Consider the following 13,825-nt stretch of genomic DNA (forward strand, 5'->3'; position numbering starts at 1 on the left):
CAACAAGAACTCGAACACACCATGACCCGCACTCTTTCGCTGCGCTCCCCGCGTCCTCTCGCCTTCGCTGCCGCCTTGCTGGCCGGCACTTTCTTTGCCGGCGCCGCGCAGGCCGACGCCACGCTCGACAAGATCCGCCAGCGCGGCAAGATCGTGGTCGGCATCATGCTGTCCGGCAGCGCTTTCGGCTCGATCGATCCCGCCACGCAAAAGCCCGTCGGCTTCAATGCGGACCTCGCGCAGGACCTGGCCAGGCAGCTCAATGTGGAGCTGGAAACGGTGCAGGTGCAGCCGTCCAATCGCGTGCAGTTCCTGCAGCAGGGCAAAGTCGACGTGCTGATCGCGGCGATGGAATACAACGCCGAGCGCGGTGAGCAGCTGGGCCACGTGCCTACGCCTTACTACCGTGTGGGCGGTGCGGTGATCGTGCCCAAGCAAAGCGATATCCGCCGCTGGGAAGACTTGAAGGGCAAGACGGTGTGCATCTCGCAGGGCAGCAGCTATACGCGCCCGGTGCAGGTGGAATACGGCGCCATCCCGAAGGGCTTCAAGGGCTCGGCGGAATCGCTGCTGGCGCTGCGCGGTGACAACTGCGCCGGCGCCGTGCACGACAACACGCTGCTGCAGCCTCTGGTGCGGGGCAACCCGGAATGGCAGAACTACCGCATCGTGCTGCCTGAACTTAATCCCGCGCCGACCGTGATCTGGACCCGCAAGGGCGAGCAGGACACCATTTCTGCGGTGGACCGCATCGTGCAGAACTGGCATCGCAGCGGCTGGCTGGTTGCCACCGAAAAGAAGGCCGGCATTCTGCCGCCGTCGCCGGCGCTGACCGAGCTGCATGACAAGTTCAAGGGCGGCCGTTCCTGATGGAAGCAGCGATTGCCTGGTGGATCGATGCGGCGCACCGCATCGGCCTGAACTACGCGTTCCTCGCCGATGCCTATGACCGCGCCTCCTTCGTGCATGGCGCCTGGGTAACCATCCAGCTGGTACTTTGCACCCTTGCCGGCAGCCTGGTCGCCGGAGTGGGAATGGCGGCGGCGCTGACCTCGCGCAACGCGCTGCTGGCCGGTGCCACGCGCGCGTTTGTGGAAATCACCCGCAACACGCCAACCCTGGTACAGCTCTACTGCGCCTTCCTGGTTCTCAACATGCTGATCACCCATGCCTTGCAGGACGCGCAGCGGACCAATCCGCTTACGCCGTTCCTGTGGGTGGTGGTGGTGCTGTCGCTGCACAAGGGCGTGTTTCATGCCGAAGCCTTGCGCGCTGGCATCGAGGCGGTGCCCAAGGTCACGCTGGAGGCGGCGGCGTCGCTCGGCTTTGATCGCCGTACTTTGCTCTGGCGCGTGCAGTTGCCGCTGGCGGTGCGCTTTGCCCTGCCTGCCCTGGTCAACAATTCCGTGGAGCTGGTCAAGGCCACGGCGGTGGCGTCCGCGATTGCGGTGGGCGATATCACCTACGCCTCCATCATGATCTGGACCCAGCGCGACAACGTGCTGGAACTGATGGTGCTGTTGCTGTTGTTCTTCGGCCTGCTGACCTGGGTGGTCAGCCAGGCGGGCAACTGGCTGGAACTTCGACTAAGGATGCCCGGCTATGGCGAGCGTTGATTCCACTTTTCTCTCCGCGCCCGCAACGTCGCGCGCCGGTCGTTATGCGGGGCTGCTGTGGCTCCTGCCGCTGGTGGCGGTGGCGCTCGCGGCGACCCGCCATCCGGACCTGGCCCGCGCGCTGGCCAGCGCCTGGCAATGGTCGCCGGCGCTGGTGCGCGGCTTCCTGGTCAATATCGGCGTGAGCCTGCTGGCGATCTTGCTGGGCACAGCCGGCGGGCTGCTGGTCGGCGCCTTGCGCTTGTCGCCGGTGGCGCTGCTGTCGCGCCCGGCGCATCTATACGTGCAGGTGTTCCGCAATGCGCCCTGGCTGGTGCTGATCTACTTCTCCACCTACGTCTTCCCGTTCGAGGTGAATATCGGCAGCCATATCGTGCCGTTCCCCGACTGGTTCAAGGTGGTGGTGGGGCTGGCGCTGCCGGCCAGCGCCAATGTGGCCGAGGTGCTGCGCGGCGCGGTGCAGTCGATCCCGCTCACGCAGTGGGAGGCGGCCAGCTCAATGGCGTTCTCGCGCTGGCAGATCCTGCGGCTGATCATCGTTGCGCAATGCGTGCGCCGCATGCTGCCGCCGTGGATGAACCTGTACGCCACGCTCACCATGGGCACCGCGCTGGCCTCGCTGGTGGGCGTGCACGATCTGCTCGATACCGCGCAGATCGCCAGCAATACCGTCAACCAGACCGCCTTTACCGTGCTGATCTATTTCACCGTGCTGGCGATGTTCTTTGCCTGGTGCTACCCGATTTCGCGCTTCACCCGTTTCCTGGAACAAAAATATGCTGTTGCCTGAACATAACGGCGGACCCGTGTTGTCCGTGGTCCCCGAGGCTGCCGCGCCGCTGGTTGCGCTCAAGGACGTGCACCTTGCCTTTGGCGGCAACCCGGTGCTCAAGGGCATCGACCTGGAAGTGCGGCGCGGGCAGGCGGTGTCCATCATCGGCCCGTCCGGCTCGGGCAAGTCCACCATCCTGCGTTGCCTTACCGGCCTGCTGGAGCCGCAGCAGGGCACGGTGACGGTCGGCGGCGTTGCAGTGCGCGAGCTGCGCAGCGAGGCCGAGCGCATTGCGCTGCGCAAGCGTGTGGGCTTTGTCTTCCAGCAGTACAACCTGTTTCCGCACCTGACCGTGCTGCAGAACCTCACCATCGCGCCGTTGCGCGTGCTGGGGCGCGGCCGCGCCCAGGCGGAGGCCACGGCCATCGCGTTGCTGCGCAAGGTGCGCCTGGCCGACAAGGCCGGCGCGTATCCGGGCGAACTCTCCGGCGGCCAGCAGCAGCGCGTCGCGATTGCCCGCGCGCTGGCCATGGAGCCCGAGCTGATCCTGTTCGACGAGGTGACCTCCGCGCTGGACCCGGAGACGGTGGGCGAGGTGCTGACCGTGATCGGCGACCTGGTCGAGGAGGGGCTGACCTGCCTGCTGGTGACACATGAGATGCGCTTTGCCGAAGAAATCAGCGACGAGGTCTACTTCACCGAAGGCGGGCGCATTGTCGAGCATGGCCCGGCCAGCCGCATTTTCAGCGCGCCGCGCAGCGAGCGCACGCGCGCCTTTCTCAACCGCTCGCTCGGCGCGGCCCCGCGTGCGCAGGCCGATCCCTTCGTCTTCTCCTTCGACAAGCTGCGCTTCGCTGTCTGAGCGCGGCGCAAGCCACCATCCCAATCCAGGAACCATGAGCCATCATCGCGATACCCAACTGATCCACGCCGGCACGCCGCCCTTTGTCCAGGGCCACGGCCCGGTCAATGTGCCGGTGGTGCGCACCAGCACCGTGCGCTTCGAGAACTCGGACGCCTATGACGATATCCGGGCCCGCCATGCGCGCGGCGAGCGTGTCAGCTCCTATGGCCGGCAGGGCATGGATACGCACCGCGCGCTGGAAGACGCGATTGCCGCGCTCGAAGGCGGCAACCGCACCTTCCTGGCGCCCTCGGGGCTGGCTGCGATCTCGCTGACGTTCCTCGCGCTGCTGTCGCCGGGTGACCATGCGCTGGTGGTGGACAGCGTCTACGCGCCGGTACGCAGGCTGGAGCAAACGCTGCTGCGCCGCCTGGGCATCGAGGTCAGCTACTTCTCTCCCAGCCAGGACGATCTGGACGCGCTGATCCGCCCCAACACGCGGCTGCTCTACCTGGAGTCGCCCAGCTCTCTGCTCTACGAGGTGCTGGACCTGCCGCGCCTTGCGCAGATCGCGCACCGCCATGGCGTGGTGGTGGCCACCGACAATACGTGGGCTTCCGGCCATGTGCTGCAGCCGCTGGCGCTCGGCGTGGATGTATCGATACTGGCATCGACCAAGTACATCAGCGGCCATTCCGACCTGATGCAGGGCGCGGTGGTGGTCAAGGACGAGGGGCTGGCGCGCCGCATTGCCGATGCCTACGATGGCTTCGGCCTGGCCATCAGCGCGGACGATGCCTACCTGGCGCTGCGCGGCATCCGCACGCTGGCCGTGCGGCTGGCCCAGCACCAGCGCAATGCCTTGGCGGTGGCACAGTTCCTGCAAGCGCATGAGGCGGTAGGGCGGGTGTTCTATCCGGCCTTGCCCTCGGACCCCGGACACGCGCTGTGGCTGCGGGATTTCTCGGGCGCCAACGGGCTGGTCTCGTTCGCGCTGCCCACCGCCGATGTGGCGGCGGCGCGCAAGCTGGTGGATTCGCTGAGCCTGTTCGGGCTGGGGGCTTCGTGGGGCGGCTATGAAAGCCTGGTGCAGGTGGCAGCGCCGGAGCGCCTGGCGGAACACTCGTACTGGCGTGGCGCCGAGCCGGTGATCCGCCTGCATATCGGCCTGGAAGCACCGGAGGATCTGATCGCCGACCTGGCGCAGGGGCTGGCAGCGACGGTGCAGGCATCCGTGCCGCAACGGCGCGCGGCGGCCTGAGTCTGCGCGATTTGCGGCCATTCGCGAGAGGGCGAGGCCGCTAAAAAAAGAAGCGGGACGGGAATTTGCCCGCTTCGCAAAAAAGCCAGTGTCATCGTTGCGCTGGCTTTCAGTACCCGCTTGCGTGGCAACACCGCATGGCCTGTCGGACCGCGCGGTGTCGCCTCTCGATACCGGCCGCTGGCAGTGCCACGGCCGTCAAGGCTCAGATTGCCCAGCCGCCGCCGTAGAAAACGGCCAGCGCCAGCGCGATGCCCACGGTGCCCACATTCAGCTTGCGGTATTCACCGGCCACGATGCGGCCGATCACCAGGGTGCAGAAGCCCAGCATGATGCCCGTGACGATATTGCAGGTCAGCACGATAAAGACCGCGCAGACCAGGCCGGCCATGGCGTCGACCATATCGTCCATATGCAGCTTGCTGACGCTGCTGAGCATCAGCAGGCCCACATACATCAGGGCAGGTGCCGTCGCGTACGAAGGCACCAGCCCGGCCAGCGGCGAGAAGAAGATCACTGCCAGGAAGAGCAGGCCGACTACCACCGCGGCCAGGCCGGTCTTTGCGCCGGCGGCCACGCCAACGCTCGATTCGATGTAGGCCGCAGCGGGCGCGCCACCGAAGAAGGCCGAGAAGATCGAGCTGAGCGAGTCCGTGGTCAGGGCACGGCCGCCGTTGGGGATCTGGCCCTTCGCATCGAGCTGGCCGGCCTGGCCCGCGACGGCGCGGATGGTGCCGGTGGCGTCGAACACGGCCGTCATCACCAGTGCCAGCACGCTAGGCAGCACCGTCAGCGACAGCGCGCCCTTGATGTCCATCGCACCGATCAAGGAGGCATGGCCCGGCGCGCTCAGCGCGGGTAGCGCGAACACGCCAGTGAACTTGACGGCGGGATCAAAGGCCAGGCCCAGCGCGGAGATGGCGACGATCACCAGCAAGATGCCGCCCGGCACGCGGCGCCGTTCCAGCCCGAAGATGGCGGCCAGGCCGAGGATCGACATGACGACCGGGAAGGCGGTGATCTTGCCCAGTGTGACCGGCAGGCCGGCGCCAGGGTTCTTGATCACCAGCCCCACGTCGTTGGATGCGATCAGCAGCAGGAACAAGCCAATGCCGATGCCCGTGCCGTGCGCCACGCCGGCCGGCAGGTTGCGCAGGATCCAGGAGCGCACGCCGGTCACGGAAATGGCGGTGAAGACCACGCCCATCAGGAAGATCGCGCCAAGCGCAACGGCTGGGGAGAGCCCCTGCCCGAGCACCAGCCCGAACGCGGTGAAAGCGGTCAGCGAGATCGCGCAGCCGATGGCGATGGGCAGCTTGGCCCACACGCCCATCAACAAGGAGCCGAACGCCGCGGTCAGGCAGGTGGCGACGAACACGGCGCTGCCATCGAAGCCGGCCTTGCCGAGCATGCCCGGCACGACGAACACGGAATAGACCATGGCCATGAAGGTGGTGGCGCCGGCCAATGCCTCGCGGCGCCCGGTGCTGCCGCGCTCGCTGATCTGGAAGTAGCGGTCGAGGAAGCCCTTGGCTTCCACGGATGCGATGGCGTCGATGGCCTTGGCCTCGATCGCGTCGGTGCCGGGGGCGGTGGCACGGCCGGGGAACGGCTGTTCAAGCATGGCGGAGTGTCTCCTTTGTGGTGCGCTGGGGCGGCGGCTACGTCGCCCATACCCAGGCTGTCTCGCTTTTTCGTTGTCGTTGCCGAGGCCGTCATGCGGGCCGCTGCGCACAAGGTCTGTGTCGCATTCGGCACTGCATGCAGCCCGGTACGCCGCTGTCGGCCGCTGGCTCGCCACTCCGTGCTGGCGCTGCCGGTCCGACATGGCGCAAGACTAAGGGAGGGGCAGCATTCGTTCATAACGGCCGGAACATGGCTGACATTGGGAATTGAATATGAGTGGCCGGTTGCGCTCGCGGCTGGCGGGGCGTTCGGAAAAGCGCGGATTGTGGCTGGACGCGGGCAGGAAGGCAACTACCAAAGCGGCGATTGTGCGAATGCCGCCCAAATTGTCATGACTGCCGGGACATTGGGTAAGGGGTGCGGTGGCGGGCGCGGCAGCTAGACGGTTTCGCCACTTCGCCCCTACACTGAATGGCCACTCCGGCCCATCGACCGCCTCTACCTAGCCAAGCCATGCACGCCATGCAAGTGACCTTCCGTTGCGATCCGCTGCTGCAGGACAACCTCCCGCGCCCGCAGCCTGCCCAGCAGGCACTGCCGGACTGGGTGCGGGCGATGCGTCCCAAGGCGTTCTCGCCCCTGCACGGCCGCGACATCCGCACCATCAAGCAATGCCCGCCGTTCATCGATGCCATGACCCATGGCTTTGTGATTCTGCTGCCATGCGACGTGCGCGTGGAGCGGGGCGTGTTCTCGTGGGATTGGGACTTGCCTGAGCCGGGCATCGACGGCCATCCGCGCGCGCCGCTGAGCTTTCATGTGCCGGAGCAACTGGGCGGCACGCCACTGCATTCCGATGCCGTCGCCCTGAAATTCAACAGCTTCTGGACCATCGAGCTGCCGCCAGGGTGGTCGCTGCTGGCGATGCATCCAGCCAACCGCTGGGATCTGCCGTTCCGCACGCTGAGTGGCCTGGTCGATGCGGACCGCTTCCATGACGTGGGCATCAATTTCCCGGCGCTATGGACCGACGCGGAGTTCGACGGCGTCCTGCCCAAAGGCACGCCTGTCGCGCAGTGCTGCCCGGTGCCGCGCGCGGAGCTCGAACTGTCTTTCGGCACGATCGATGCGGAGGGCGCCGGGCGCTACGAGAAGCTGGCGGCGGAGGTACTGACCACGCCCGGCGTCTACCGCAAGCGCTTTCGCGCGCCGCGCGAGCGGGGCGGTCAGTCCTGACTGCTGCCCGGGTTGCCCGGGCCGCCGAGGCTGGCCAGCAAGGCACGCAAGGCGCCCAGGTCGGCCCATAGCCGGCCGCGCGGTCCCGAGCACAGCGCCTGCGCGATCCGGCCGAAGGTCTCCGGCGCAACGCGGTAGGCGTGGGCATAGGCGGCCAGGGCCGCATCCGGCTGGCCGTCTTCCTGCAGCACGATGCCAAGGTTGACCGCCGCCGGCGCAGCGTCCGGCTGGCAGGCCAGGGCGCTGCGCAAGGCGGCCTGCGCACCGCGCAGGTCACGCTGGTCCTGCCGCACCAGCCCAAGCTGGATCCAGCCGTCGTAGTCCTGCGGATGCGCGCCGACGAGGGCTTCCAGCGTGGCTTGCGCGGCGGCCAGCTCGCCGAGCTCCTGCTGCGCGATGGCCAGGTTCAGGCGCGCCTCCCGGCTGCGCGGCTCCAGCGCCACGGCACTGGCAAAGGCGCCGGCGGCCTCGGCCTTGCGCCCGAGCGCATGCAGCACTTTGCCCCGCTGGAACTGCGCGCGCGCGATATTGCCGTCCAGCGCCAGGGCGCGGTCTAGCGCCGCCAGCGCGGCTTGCAGCTCGCCGCCTTTGCGCATTGCCTCCGCCAGTTCAATCCACGCCGGCGCAAAACCCGGCGCCCGCTGGATCAGCAGGCCCAGTTCCGCCACGGCGTCCGCGGCTCCGCTCTGCAACCGGGCGACGCAGGCGAGATAGCTCGGCTCCAGGGCATTGCCGCTGAGCGCGCAGGCGCGCAGCAGGGGCGGCAGCGCCTCTGCCGGCGCGCCATCGGCCAGCGCCGCCCGGCCGGCGATCAGCAGCGAGGGCAGGTGATCCGGCCGCAGCGAGAGTCCCTGCGCGATGTGCCGCCGCGCCAGCGTGGCCTCGCCACGCTGCAAGGCAATCTGCGCGCTTAGCTGGCACACGGCAGGATGCGCCGGGTAGCGGCCGATGAGCGCGGCCGCATAGCTGGCAGCGGCATCGATGTTGCCCTGGTTCAGATACGTGATGGCCGCCGTCAGCCCGGCCTCCAGCTCAATGGTCAACTCAACTGCCAGCGCGGCTTCGGGCGCGCTCGGGTCCGTACTCGGCTTGGTCATGGCAAGCGGCGTGGTTGCGGTGGCGCCAGCTTAACCGGTCTGGCCGGCACGCGGCGTGCTTATGCCTGCTTCATTCGCCGCTATCCAGCGCTATCCAACGCCATCCAACGCCATTCAACGTCAGTCAATGTTGGCATGCTGGCCAAACTCCTCCAGCAGGCTTGCGCGATGCTCGTCCAGCCTGGGCGAGCGCCGGAAGCGGCTCGCGCCTGCCTGGCTGCCGATCTTGATCGGGTTGCCGGCCAGGGTGATCGGGCGGTCCTCGCCGATGCTGGCTTGCAGCAGCATGCCGCGCGCTTGCACATGTGGGTCCTGCACGATGTCGGCCACGCTTTGCAGCGGGCCGTGCGGCACGCCGGCGCCTTCCAGCGTGGCCGACCAGGTGGCGCTGTCCGCATCAGCCAGGCGCGCTTCCATGCAAGTCTTGAGTTCGGCGTGGTGCTGGTTGCGCGCCACCACGGTGGCAAAGCGCGGGTCGGCAGCTAGCTCCGGCAGGCCGAGCGCGGCGCACAGTTTCTGGAACAGGGTGTCGTTGCCCGCTGCAATCACGATGAAGCCGTCAGCGGTCTTGAACATGTCGAACGGGGTGATGGAGGGATGGCGCGTGCCCAGCGGCGCGGGCACGGCGCCGGTGGCGGAGTGGCGCGCGATGGCGTTTTCCAGCAGCGCGACCTGGCAATCGAGCATGCCGATATCGACGCGTTCGCCAAGCCCTGTGCGGCTGCGCTTGAGCAGCGCGGACTGAATGCCAATGGCGGCATACAGTCCCGCGCCAAGGTCGCCGATGGACACGCCGACCCGCACCGGGTCGCCGCCGGTCTGGCCGGTCACACTCATCAGGCCGCCCATTGCCTGCACCACCATGTCGTAGGCGGGCCGGTCGCGGTAGGGGCCGGTCTGGCCGAAGCCCGAGATCGAGGCATAGACCAGGCGAGGGTTGGCGGCGTGCAAGGCTTCCCATGTAAAGCCGAGCTTTTCCATGACGCCGGCGCGGAAGTTCTCCACCAGCACATCGGCGCCGGCGATCATCGCCGCCAGGACTTCACGGTCGCGCGGGGATTTCAGGTCGAGCGCGATGGATTCCTTATTGCGGTTGACCGAGGCGAAGTACGCCGACTCGCCATCCACGAACGGGCCTACATGCCGGGAGTCGTCACCGCCTGCGGGGTTCTCAATCTTGATCACGCGCGCGCCGAGGTCGGCCAGCATCATGGTGCAGTAGGGACCAGCCAGCACACGGGTCAGGTCCACCACGGTAAAGCCCGCGAGCGGGAGGTTTGCGGCATTGCGAATCATGGAAATCCTTTTGGGCCGGGAGGCCCGGGGTACATCGAACGAGTGCGGGAATGGCGTGCGGCTCAGTCGATCCTGGCGCCGCTGCTCAAAGTCAGGTCTGCCACGGTCTTGCCTTCGCGCTGCGCGAACTGCCGGAACTCCGCGGGCGATGCGGACGGCGAGACTTCCTCGCCGCGGCTGGCCAGCCTGGCCCGCAATTCCGGTTTGGCCAGTGCCTTGGCGGAAGCGGCGAAGAGTTTCTCGATCACGGCGGGCGGTGTTTGCGCCGGGGCAAACAGGCCGTACCAGTTGGTCACGTCGTAGCCTTTGACGCCGGCTTCGGCGATGGTCGGATAGTTCGGCAGCACGGATGAGCGCTTGGCGGAGGTGACGGCTATGCCGACCACCTTGCCGGTATCGATCATGGCCTGCACGGAAGCCGGCGTGGCAAAGGTGAACTGCGCATCGCCGGCGGCCACCGCCTGCGCGGACGGCGCGCCGCCCTTGTAGGGCACGTGGGTAAGCTGGACGTCGGCCAGCTTGGTGAACTGCACGCCGGCCAGGTGCGTGATCACGCCGTTGCCGGAGGACGAGTAATTGAGCGCGCCGGGGTGCTGGCGGGCTTTCGCCAGCAGGTTGGCCACGCTGGTGATGCCGGATTCCTTGTTGGCCGCCAGCAGCAGCGGCGAGACGGTCAGCCGCGTGATGGGCGCAAAGTCCGTGGGCTCGTAGCGGATGTTCTTGTAGAGCACCTTGTCGCCGCCCATCAGGCTGGCCGAGGCGATATACAGGGTGTAGCCATCGGCCGGCGCCTTGGCCACGGTCTCGGCGGCAATGGTGGTGCCCGCGCCAGGCTTGTTGTCGACGATAACCGGCTGCCCGAGTTCCTTGGAGAGCGCGTCGCCGTACAGCCGCGCCACGTTGTCGGCGCCGCCGCCAGCGGGAAAGCCGATCACCATGCGGATCGGCTTGATTGGGAAAGCGTCCGCCGCCAGCGCGGGGCCGGCCAGAGCGGATGTGGACGCTAGCAGGAACAGCAGGGTTGGGTGCCGCTTGATCATCGTTGTCTCCGGGTTTTGTTTTTTGCTTTCTGTGTTCTGTGTTCTGTGTTCTGTGTTCTGCTTTCCGCGGCGCGCCTACCTGCCGGTGAATACCGCGGCGCGTTTCTCGCGCCAGGCGGCTGCGCCCTCGCACAAATCCGCCGACGCCCCGGCCCGCGCGATCTCGCGTTCCAGCGCGGCCGTGTCCAGCGCGCCGCGCGCGATCTGGTTCAGTGCCTGCTTCATGCCCAGCAGGGCGATGGGCGCCATGCCGGCGAGCGTGGCGCTGAGCGCGTCAACGCGATGCGCCAGGGTGTCGGCCGCGACGATCTCGGTCAGGAAGCCCACCTTGAGCATTTCATCCGCATCGAGCCGGTCAGCCGTCAGGAAGAGGCGCTTGGCGGTGTCCACGCCCAGCCGGCTGACATAGCGCTCCAGCCCGCCCCGGTAGAAATGCAGGCCGAGCCTGGCCGCTGGCATGAACATGTCGCAGTGGGGCACGCCCACGCGGAAGTCGCAGGCCAGGCACAGATCCGTGGCGCCGCCATAGACGCCGCCGTTGACCGCCGCGATGGTGACCGGGCGAGCGGCTTCGATCAGGTCGATCATCTCGCCGAAGGCCGGCGCCCCCGCCTCGTCGGCGTTGGCCAGCGCGCCGATGTCGTAGCCGCTGCAGAAATACTTGCCGGTACCGGTGAAGCGCAGAACCAAAACACTCTCCATCGCATTGATGGAGTTGATATGCTCGCGAAGTACCAGCAAATCACGCGGACTAAGCCGATTCGCCACTTCGGGACGTTCAAAGGTGATGGTTGCAACGCTTCCGTCGATGCTGAGCCGGGGTTCGCCGTGTATTTGCATATAAGATTGATGTTTAGATATATTGAGGTCGATTCTAGATATGCCAAAGGAAGCATCAAATCGAGGTTTACCCGTGCAGTCACTCCAGGACCGGATCCGGGAGGCGATTGAGGAAGAGATTCACGCCGGCAAGCTCAAGCCCGGATCGCAGCTGGACGAGCGCGCGCTGGCCGAGCAATTCGACAGTTCGCGCACGCCGGTGCGGGAGGCATTGCTGATGCTGGCGGCGCAAGGCCTGGTGACGATCGTGCCGCGCGCGGGGATCTTCGTGCACAAGCCAACCGTGGCCGAACTGGTGGCAATGTTCGAGACGCTGGCTGAGATGGAGGGCGTGGTGGCCCGGCTGGCAACGCAGCGCATCAGCGAGGCGGGCAGGGCGGCGCTGTCGTCGGCGTTCGAGCATGGCCGGGCCTTTGTGGAGGCGGCCGATACGCCGGGCTATGTGGATGCCAACCGTGATTTCCACGACGTGCTGTATCAGGCTACAGCCAACCCTTATCTGGCTGAGCAGATTCGCATGCTGCGGCGGCGGCTGGCGATCTACTGGCGCCATCGCGGACTCATCAACCCCGCTCGCGTGCCGAGTTCCTTCCAGGAGCATGGCGTGATCGTGGCGGCGGTACTGGCGGGCGATGCGGACGCAGCGGCTGACGCGATGCGCGCGCATCTTTCGGCGGGTGGCAAGGCCGTCGCCGATCTGGTGTTGCTGGCGCAGGACGCTTATGACGAGCCGGCCGCCACCGCGGGAGGGCGCTGAGCCAACCGCGCCGCGCCGAACGCGCTGGCGCGGCAACTGGTAGCATCGCAGACGGCTTGTCTGGCACCTGCGGGCGCCCGGCAACATCTGGTCAAGGAGGCGGCGGCGCTGCCTCCGCTTCTCAACGCTGTTTTCCCGAGTCTCCCGCTTCGTGTCCGCCGAACCCTATTTCTACGAGCCCGCCAACGGGCATGGCCTGCCGCATGATCCCTTCAACGCCATCGTCGGGCCGCGCCCGATCGGCTGGATTTCGTCGCGCGGTGGCGATGGGATCATCAACCTCGCGCCCTATAGCTTCTTCAACGCCTTCAACTACACGCCGCCCATCGTGGGTTTTTCCAGCATTGGCTACAAGGACAGCGTGCGCAATATCGAGCAGACCCGCGAGTTCTGCTGGAACCTGGCCACGCGGCCGCTGGCCGACGCCATGAACGCGAGCTGCGCGGCCGTGCCGCCGGAGGTCGACGAGTTCGAGCTGGCAGGGCTCACGCCGGTAGCGTCGCGCCTGGTCGCGGTGCCGCGGGTGGCGCAAAGCCCGGTCTCGTTCGAATGCAAGCTCACCCAGCTGATCCAGCTCGAAGGTTTCGACGGCAATAAGGTGCCGACCTGGCTGGTGTTGGGCGAGGTGGTTGGCGTGCACGTGGACAAGGCGCTGTTGAAGGACGGCATCTATGACACTGCCGCAGCCCGGCCGATCCTGCGCGGCGGCGGCCCGGCCGACTACTTCGAGATCGGGCCCGAGGCGCTGTTCCGCATGCGGCGCCCGCGCTGAGCACTTCCTCGGCGCTGATGGCGGATTCCAGGCCGGCTGATCGCCGGCTTTTTCACGCCTGCAGATTCGCCTTGACAGACAGACCTGTCTACCAAAATAATGTAGACAGGTCTGTATCATTTTGGGTTCGCCGAATAGGCTACAGGCCGCCTTTTTCAATTCACTGCTGTCGCAGCCAGGAGAAGTCGATGTCGTCCAACCCCGAAATCCGTCCGCCCGTGCCCCCGTTCACCCGTGAAACCGCCATCCAGAAAGTTCGCGGCGCCGAAGACGGCTGGAATAGCCGCGACCCCGAGCGTGTGGCGCTCGCCTATACCGTCGACAGCGCGTGGCGCAACCGCGCGGAGTTCGTAAACGGGCGCGAGGCCATCGTCGGCTTTCTGGCGCGAAAGTGGCAGAAGGAGCTGGACTACCGCCTGATCAAGGAACTGTGGGCTTTCGACGGCAACCGCATCGCGGTACGTTTCGCGTACGAGTGGCATGACGATTCGGGCAACTGGTATCGCTCCTACGGCAACGAGAACTGGGAGTTCAACGAAGCTGGCCTGATGCAGCGGCGCTTTGCGTGCATCAACGATGCACCGATCAAGGCGTCCGAGCGCAAATTCTTCTGGCCCCTGGGGCGCCGGCCGGACGACCATGCCAGCCTGAGCGATCTCGGCCTTTAA

General features: G+C 66.8%; 14 protein-coding genes. 9 read left to right on the top strand and 5 right to left on the bottom strand.

Annotated elements, in window-relative coordinates; genetic code table 11:
- The first annotated feature begins 21 nt into the window (after positions 1–21).
- Genes AC1Q7Q_RS18575 through metC form a run of 5 tightly spaced genes read left to right on the top strand, consistent with a single transcriptional unit; the run spans position 22 to position 4,493 of the window.
- Positions 22–870 carry a transporter substrate-binding domain-containing protein gene (locus AC1Q7Q_RS18575; RefSeq protein ID WP_492373176.1) on the top strand — a complete coding sequence of 283 codons (849 nt, stop codon included), beginning with the start codon at positions 22–24 and terminating at the stop codon, positions 868–870.
- On the top strand, positions 870–1,616 hold the full coding sequence (locus AC1Q7Q_RS18580) for an amino acid ABC transporter permease (protein WP_492373175.1): 747 nt from the start codon (positions 870–872) through the stop codon (positions 1,614–1,616). Before AC1Q7Q_RS18575 ends, AC1Q7Q_RS18580 begins: the two co-directional genes overlap by 1 nt.
- Complete coding sequence (locus AC1Q7Q_RS18585; protein ID WP_492373174.1) at positions 1,603–2,406, top strand: amino acid ABC transporter permease; 804 nt, start codon at positions 1,603–1,605, stop codon at positions 2,404–2,406. Before AC1Q7Q_RS18580 ends, AC1Q7Q_RS18585 begins: the two co-directional genes overlap by 14 nt.
- Positions 2,393–3,250: an amino acid ABC transporter ATP-binding protein gene (locus AC1Q7Q_RS18590; protein WP_416052955.1), complete on the top strand. Its 858-nt coding sequence runs from the start codon at positions 2,393–2,395 to the stop codon at positions 3,248–3,250. Before AC1Q7Q_RS18585 ends, AC1Q7Q_RS18590 begins: the two co-directional genes overlap by 14 nt.
- A gap of 34 nt (positions 3,251–3,284) precedes the next feature.
- Positions 3,285–4,493, top strand: a complete 1,209-nt coding sequence (gene metC / locus AC1Q7Q_RS18595) for a cystathionine beta-lyase (RefSeq protein WP_492373173.1) — start codon at positions 3,285–3,287, stop codon at positions 4,491–4,493.
- A gap of 205 nt (positions 4,494–4,698) precedes the next feature.
- Here the strand turns inward: metC and AC1Q7Q_RS18600 are convergent, their stop codons facing one another.
- Complete coding sequence (locus tag AC1Q7Q_RS18600) at positions 4,699–6,117, bottom strand: NCS2 family permease (protein ID WP_150991452.1); 1,419 nt, start codon at positions 6,115–6,117, stop codon at positions 4,699–4,701.
- Positions 6,118–6,641: 524 nt separating this feature from the next.
- Between AC1Q7Q_RS18600 and AC1Q7Q_RS18605 the strand changes: the two genes are divergently transcribed.
- The gene (locus tag AC1Q7Q_RS18605; protein ID WP_458766229.1) at positions 6,642–7,355 is read left to right on the top strand and encodes a hypothetical protein; all 714 of its coding nucleotides are present in this window, start codon (positions 6,642–6,644) and stop codon (positions 7,353–7,355) included.
- On the opposite strand, the gene AC1Q7Q_RS18610 is transcribed toward AC1Q7Q_RS18605, so the two are convergent.
- From AC1Q7Q_RS18610 to AC1Q7Q_RS18625, 4 genes are all read right to left on the bottom strand, one after another.
- Entirely contained in the window at positions 7,346–8,452 is a 1,107-nt protein-coding gene (locus AC1Q7Q_RS18610; protein WP_492373172.1) for a tetratricopeptide repeat protein, read from the bottom strand. The two genes, AC1Q7Q_RS18605 and AC1Q7Q_RS18610, sit on opposite strands and share 10 nt — an antisense overlap.
- Before the next feature lie 120 nt (positions 8,453–8,572).
- Complete coding sequence (locus AC1Q7Q_RS18615) at positions 8,573–9,748, bottom strand: CaiB/BaiF CoA transferase family protein (protein WP_492373171.1); 1,176 nt, start codon at positions 9,746–9,748, stop codon at positions 8,573–8,575.
- A gap of 62 nt (positions 9,749–9,810) precedes the next feature.
- On the bottom strand, positions 9,811–10,788 hold the full coding sequence (locus tag AC1Q7Q_RS18620; protein ID WP_492373170.1) for a Bug family tripartite tricarboxylate transporter substrate binding protein: 978 nt from the start codon (positions 10,786–10,788) through the stop codon (positions 9,811–9,813).
- A 75-nt stretch (positions 10,789–10,863) separates the two neighbouring features.
- Positions 10,864–11,628 carry an enoyl-CoA hydratase/isomerase family protein gene (locus AC1Q7Q_RS18625; RefSeq protein WP_492373169.1) on the bottom strand — a complete coding sequence of 255 codons (765 nt, stop codon included), beginning with the start codon at positions 11,626–11,628 and terminating at the stop codon, positions 10,864–10,866.
- 73 nt (positions 11,629–11,701) lie between these two features.
- On the opposite strand from AC1Q7Q_RS18625, the gene AC1Q7Q_RS18630 reads away from it, so the two are divergent.
- From AC1Q7Q_RS18630 to AC1Q7Q_RS18640, 3 genes are all read left to right on the top strand, one after another.
- Complete coding sequence (locus AC1Q7Q_RS18630; protein WP_492373168.1) at positions 11,702–12,385, top strand: GntR family transcriptional regulator; 684 nt, start codon at positions 11,702–11,704, stop codon at positions 12,383–12,385.
- Between the two features lie 151 nt (positions 12,386–12,536).
- Positions 12,537–13,157, top strand: a complete 621-nt coding sequence (locus tag AC1Q7Q_RS18635) for a flavin reductase family protein (protein WP_492373167.1) — start codon at positions 12,537–12,539, stop codon at positions 13,155–13,157.
- Positions 13,158–13,345: 188 nt separating this feature from the next.
- Positions 13,346–13,825, top strand: a complete 480-nt coding sequence (locus AC1Q7Q_RS18640) for a nuclear transport factor 2 family protein (RefSeq protein ID WP_174425015.1) — start codon at positions 13,346–13,348, stop codon at positions 13,823–13,825.

It is taken from the genome of Cupriavidus sp. GW823-FHT07A04 (genome assembly GCF_058794615.1).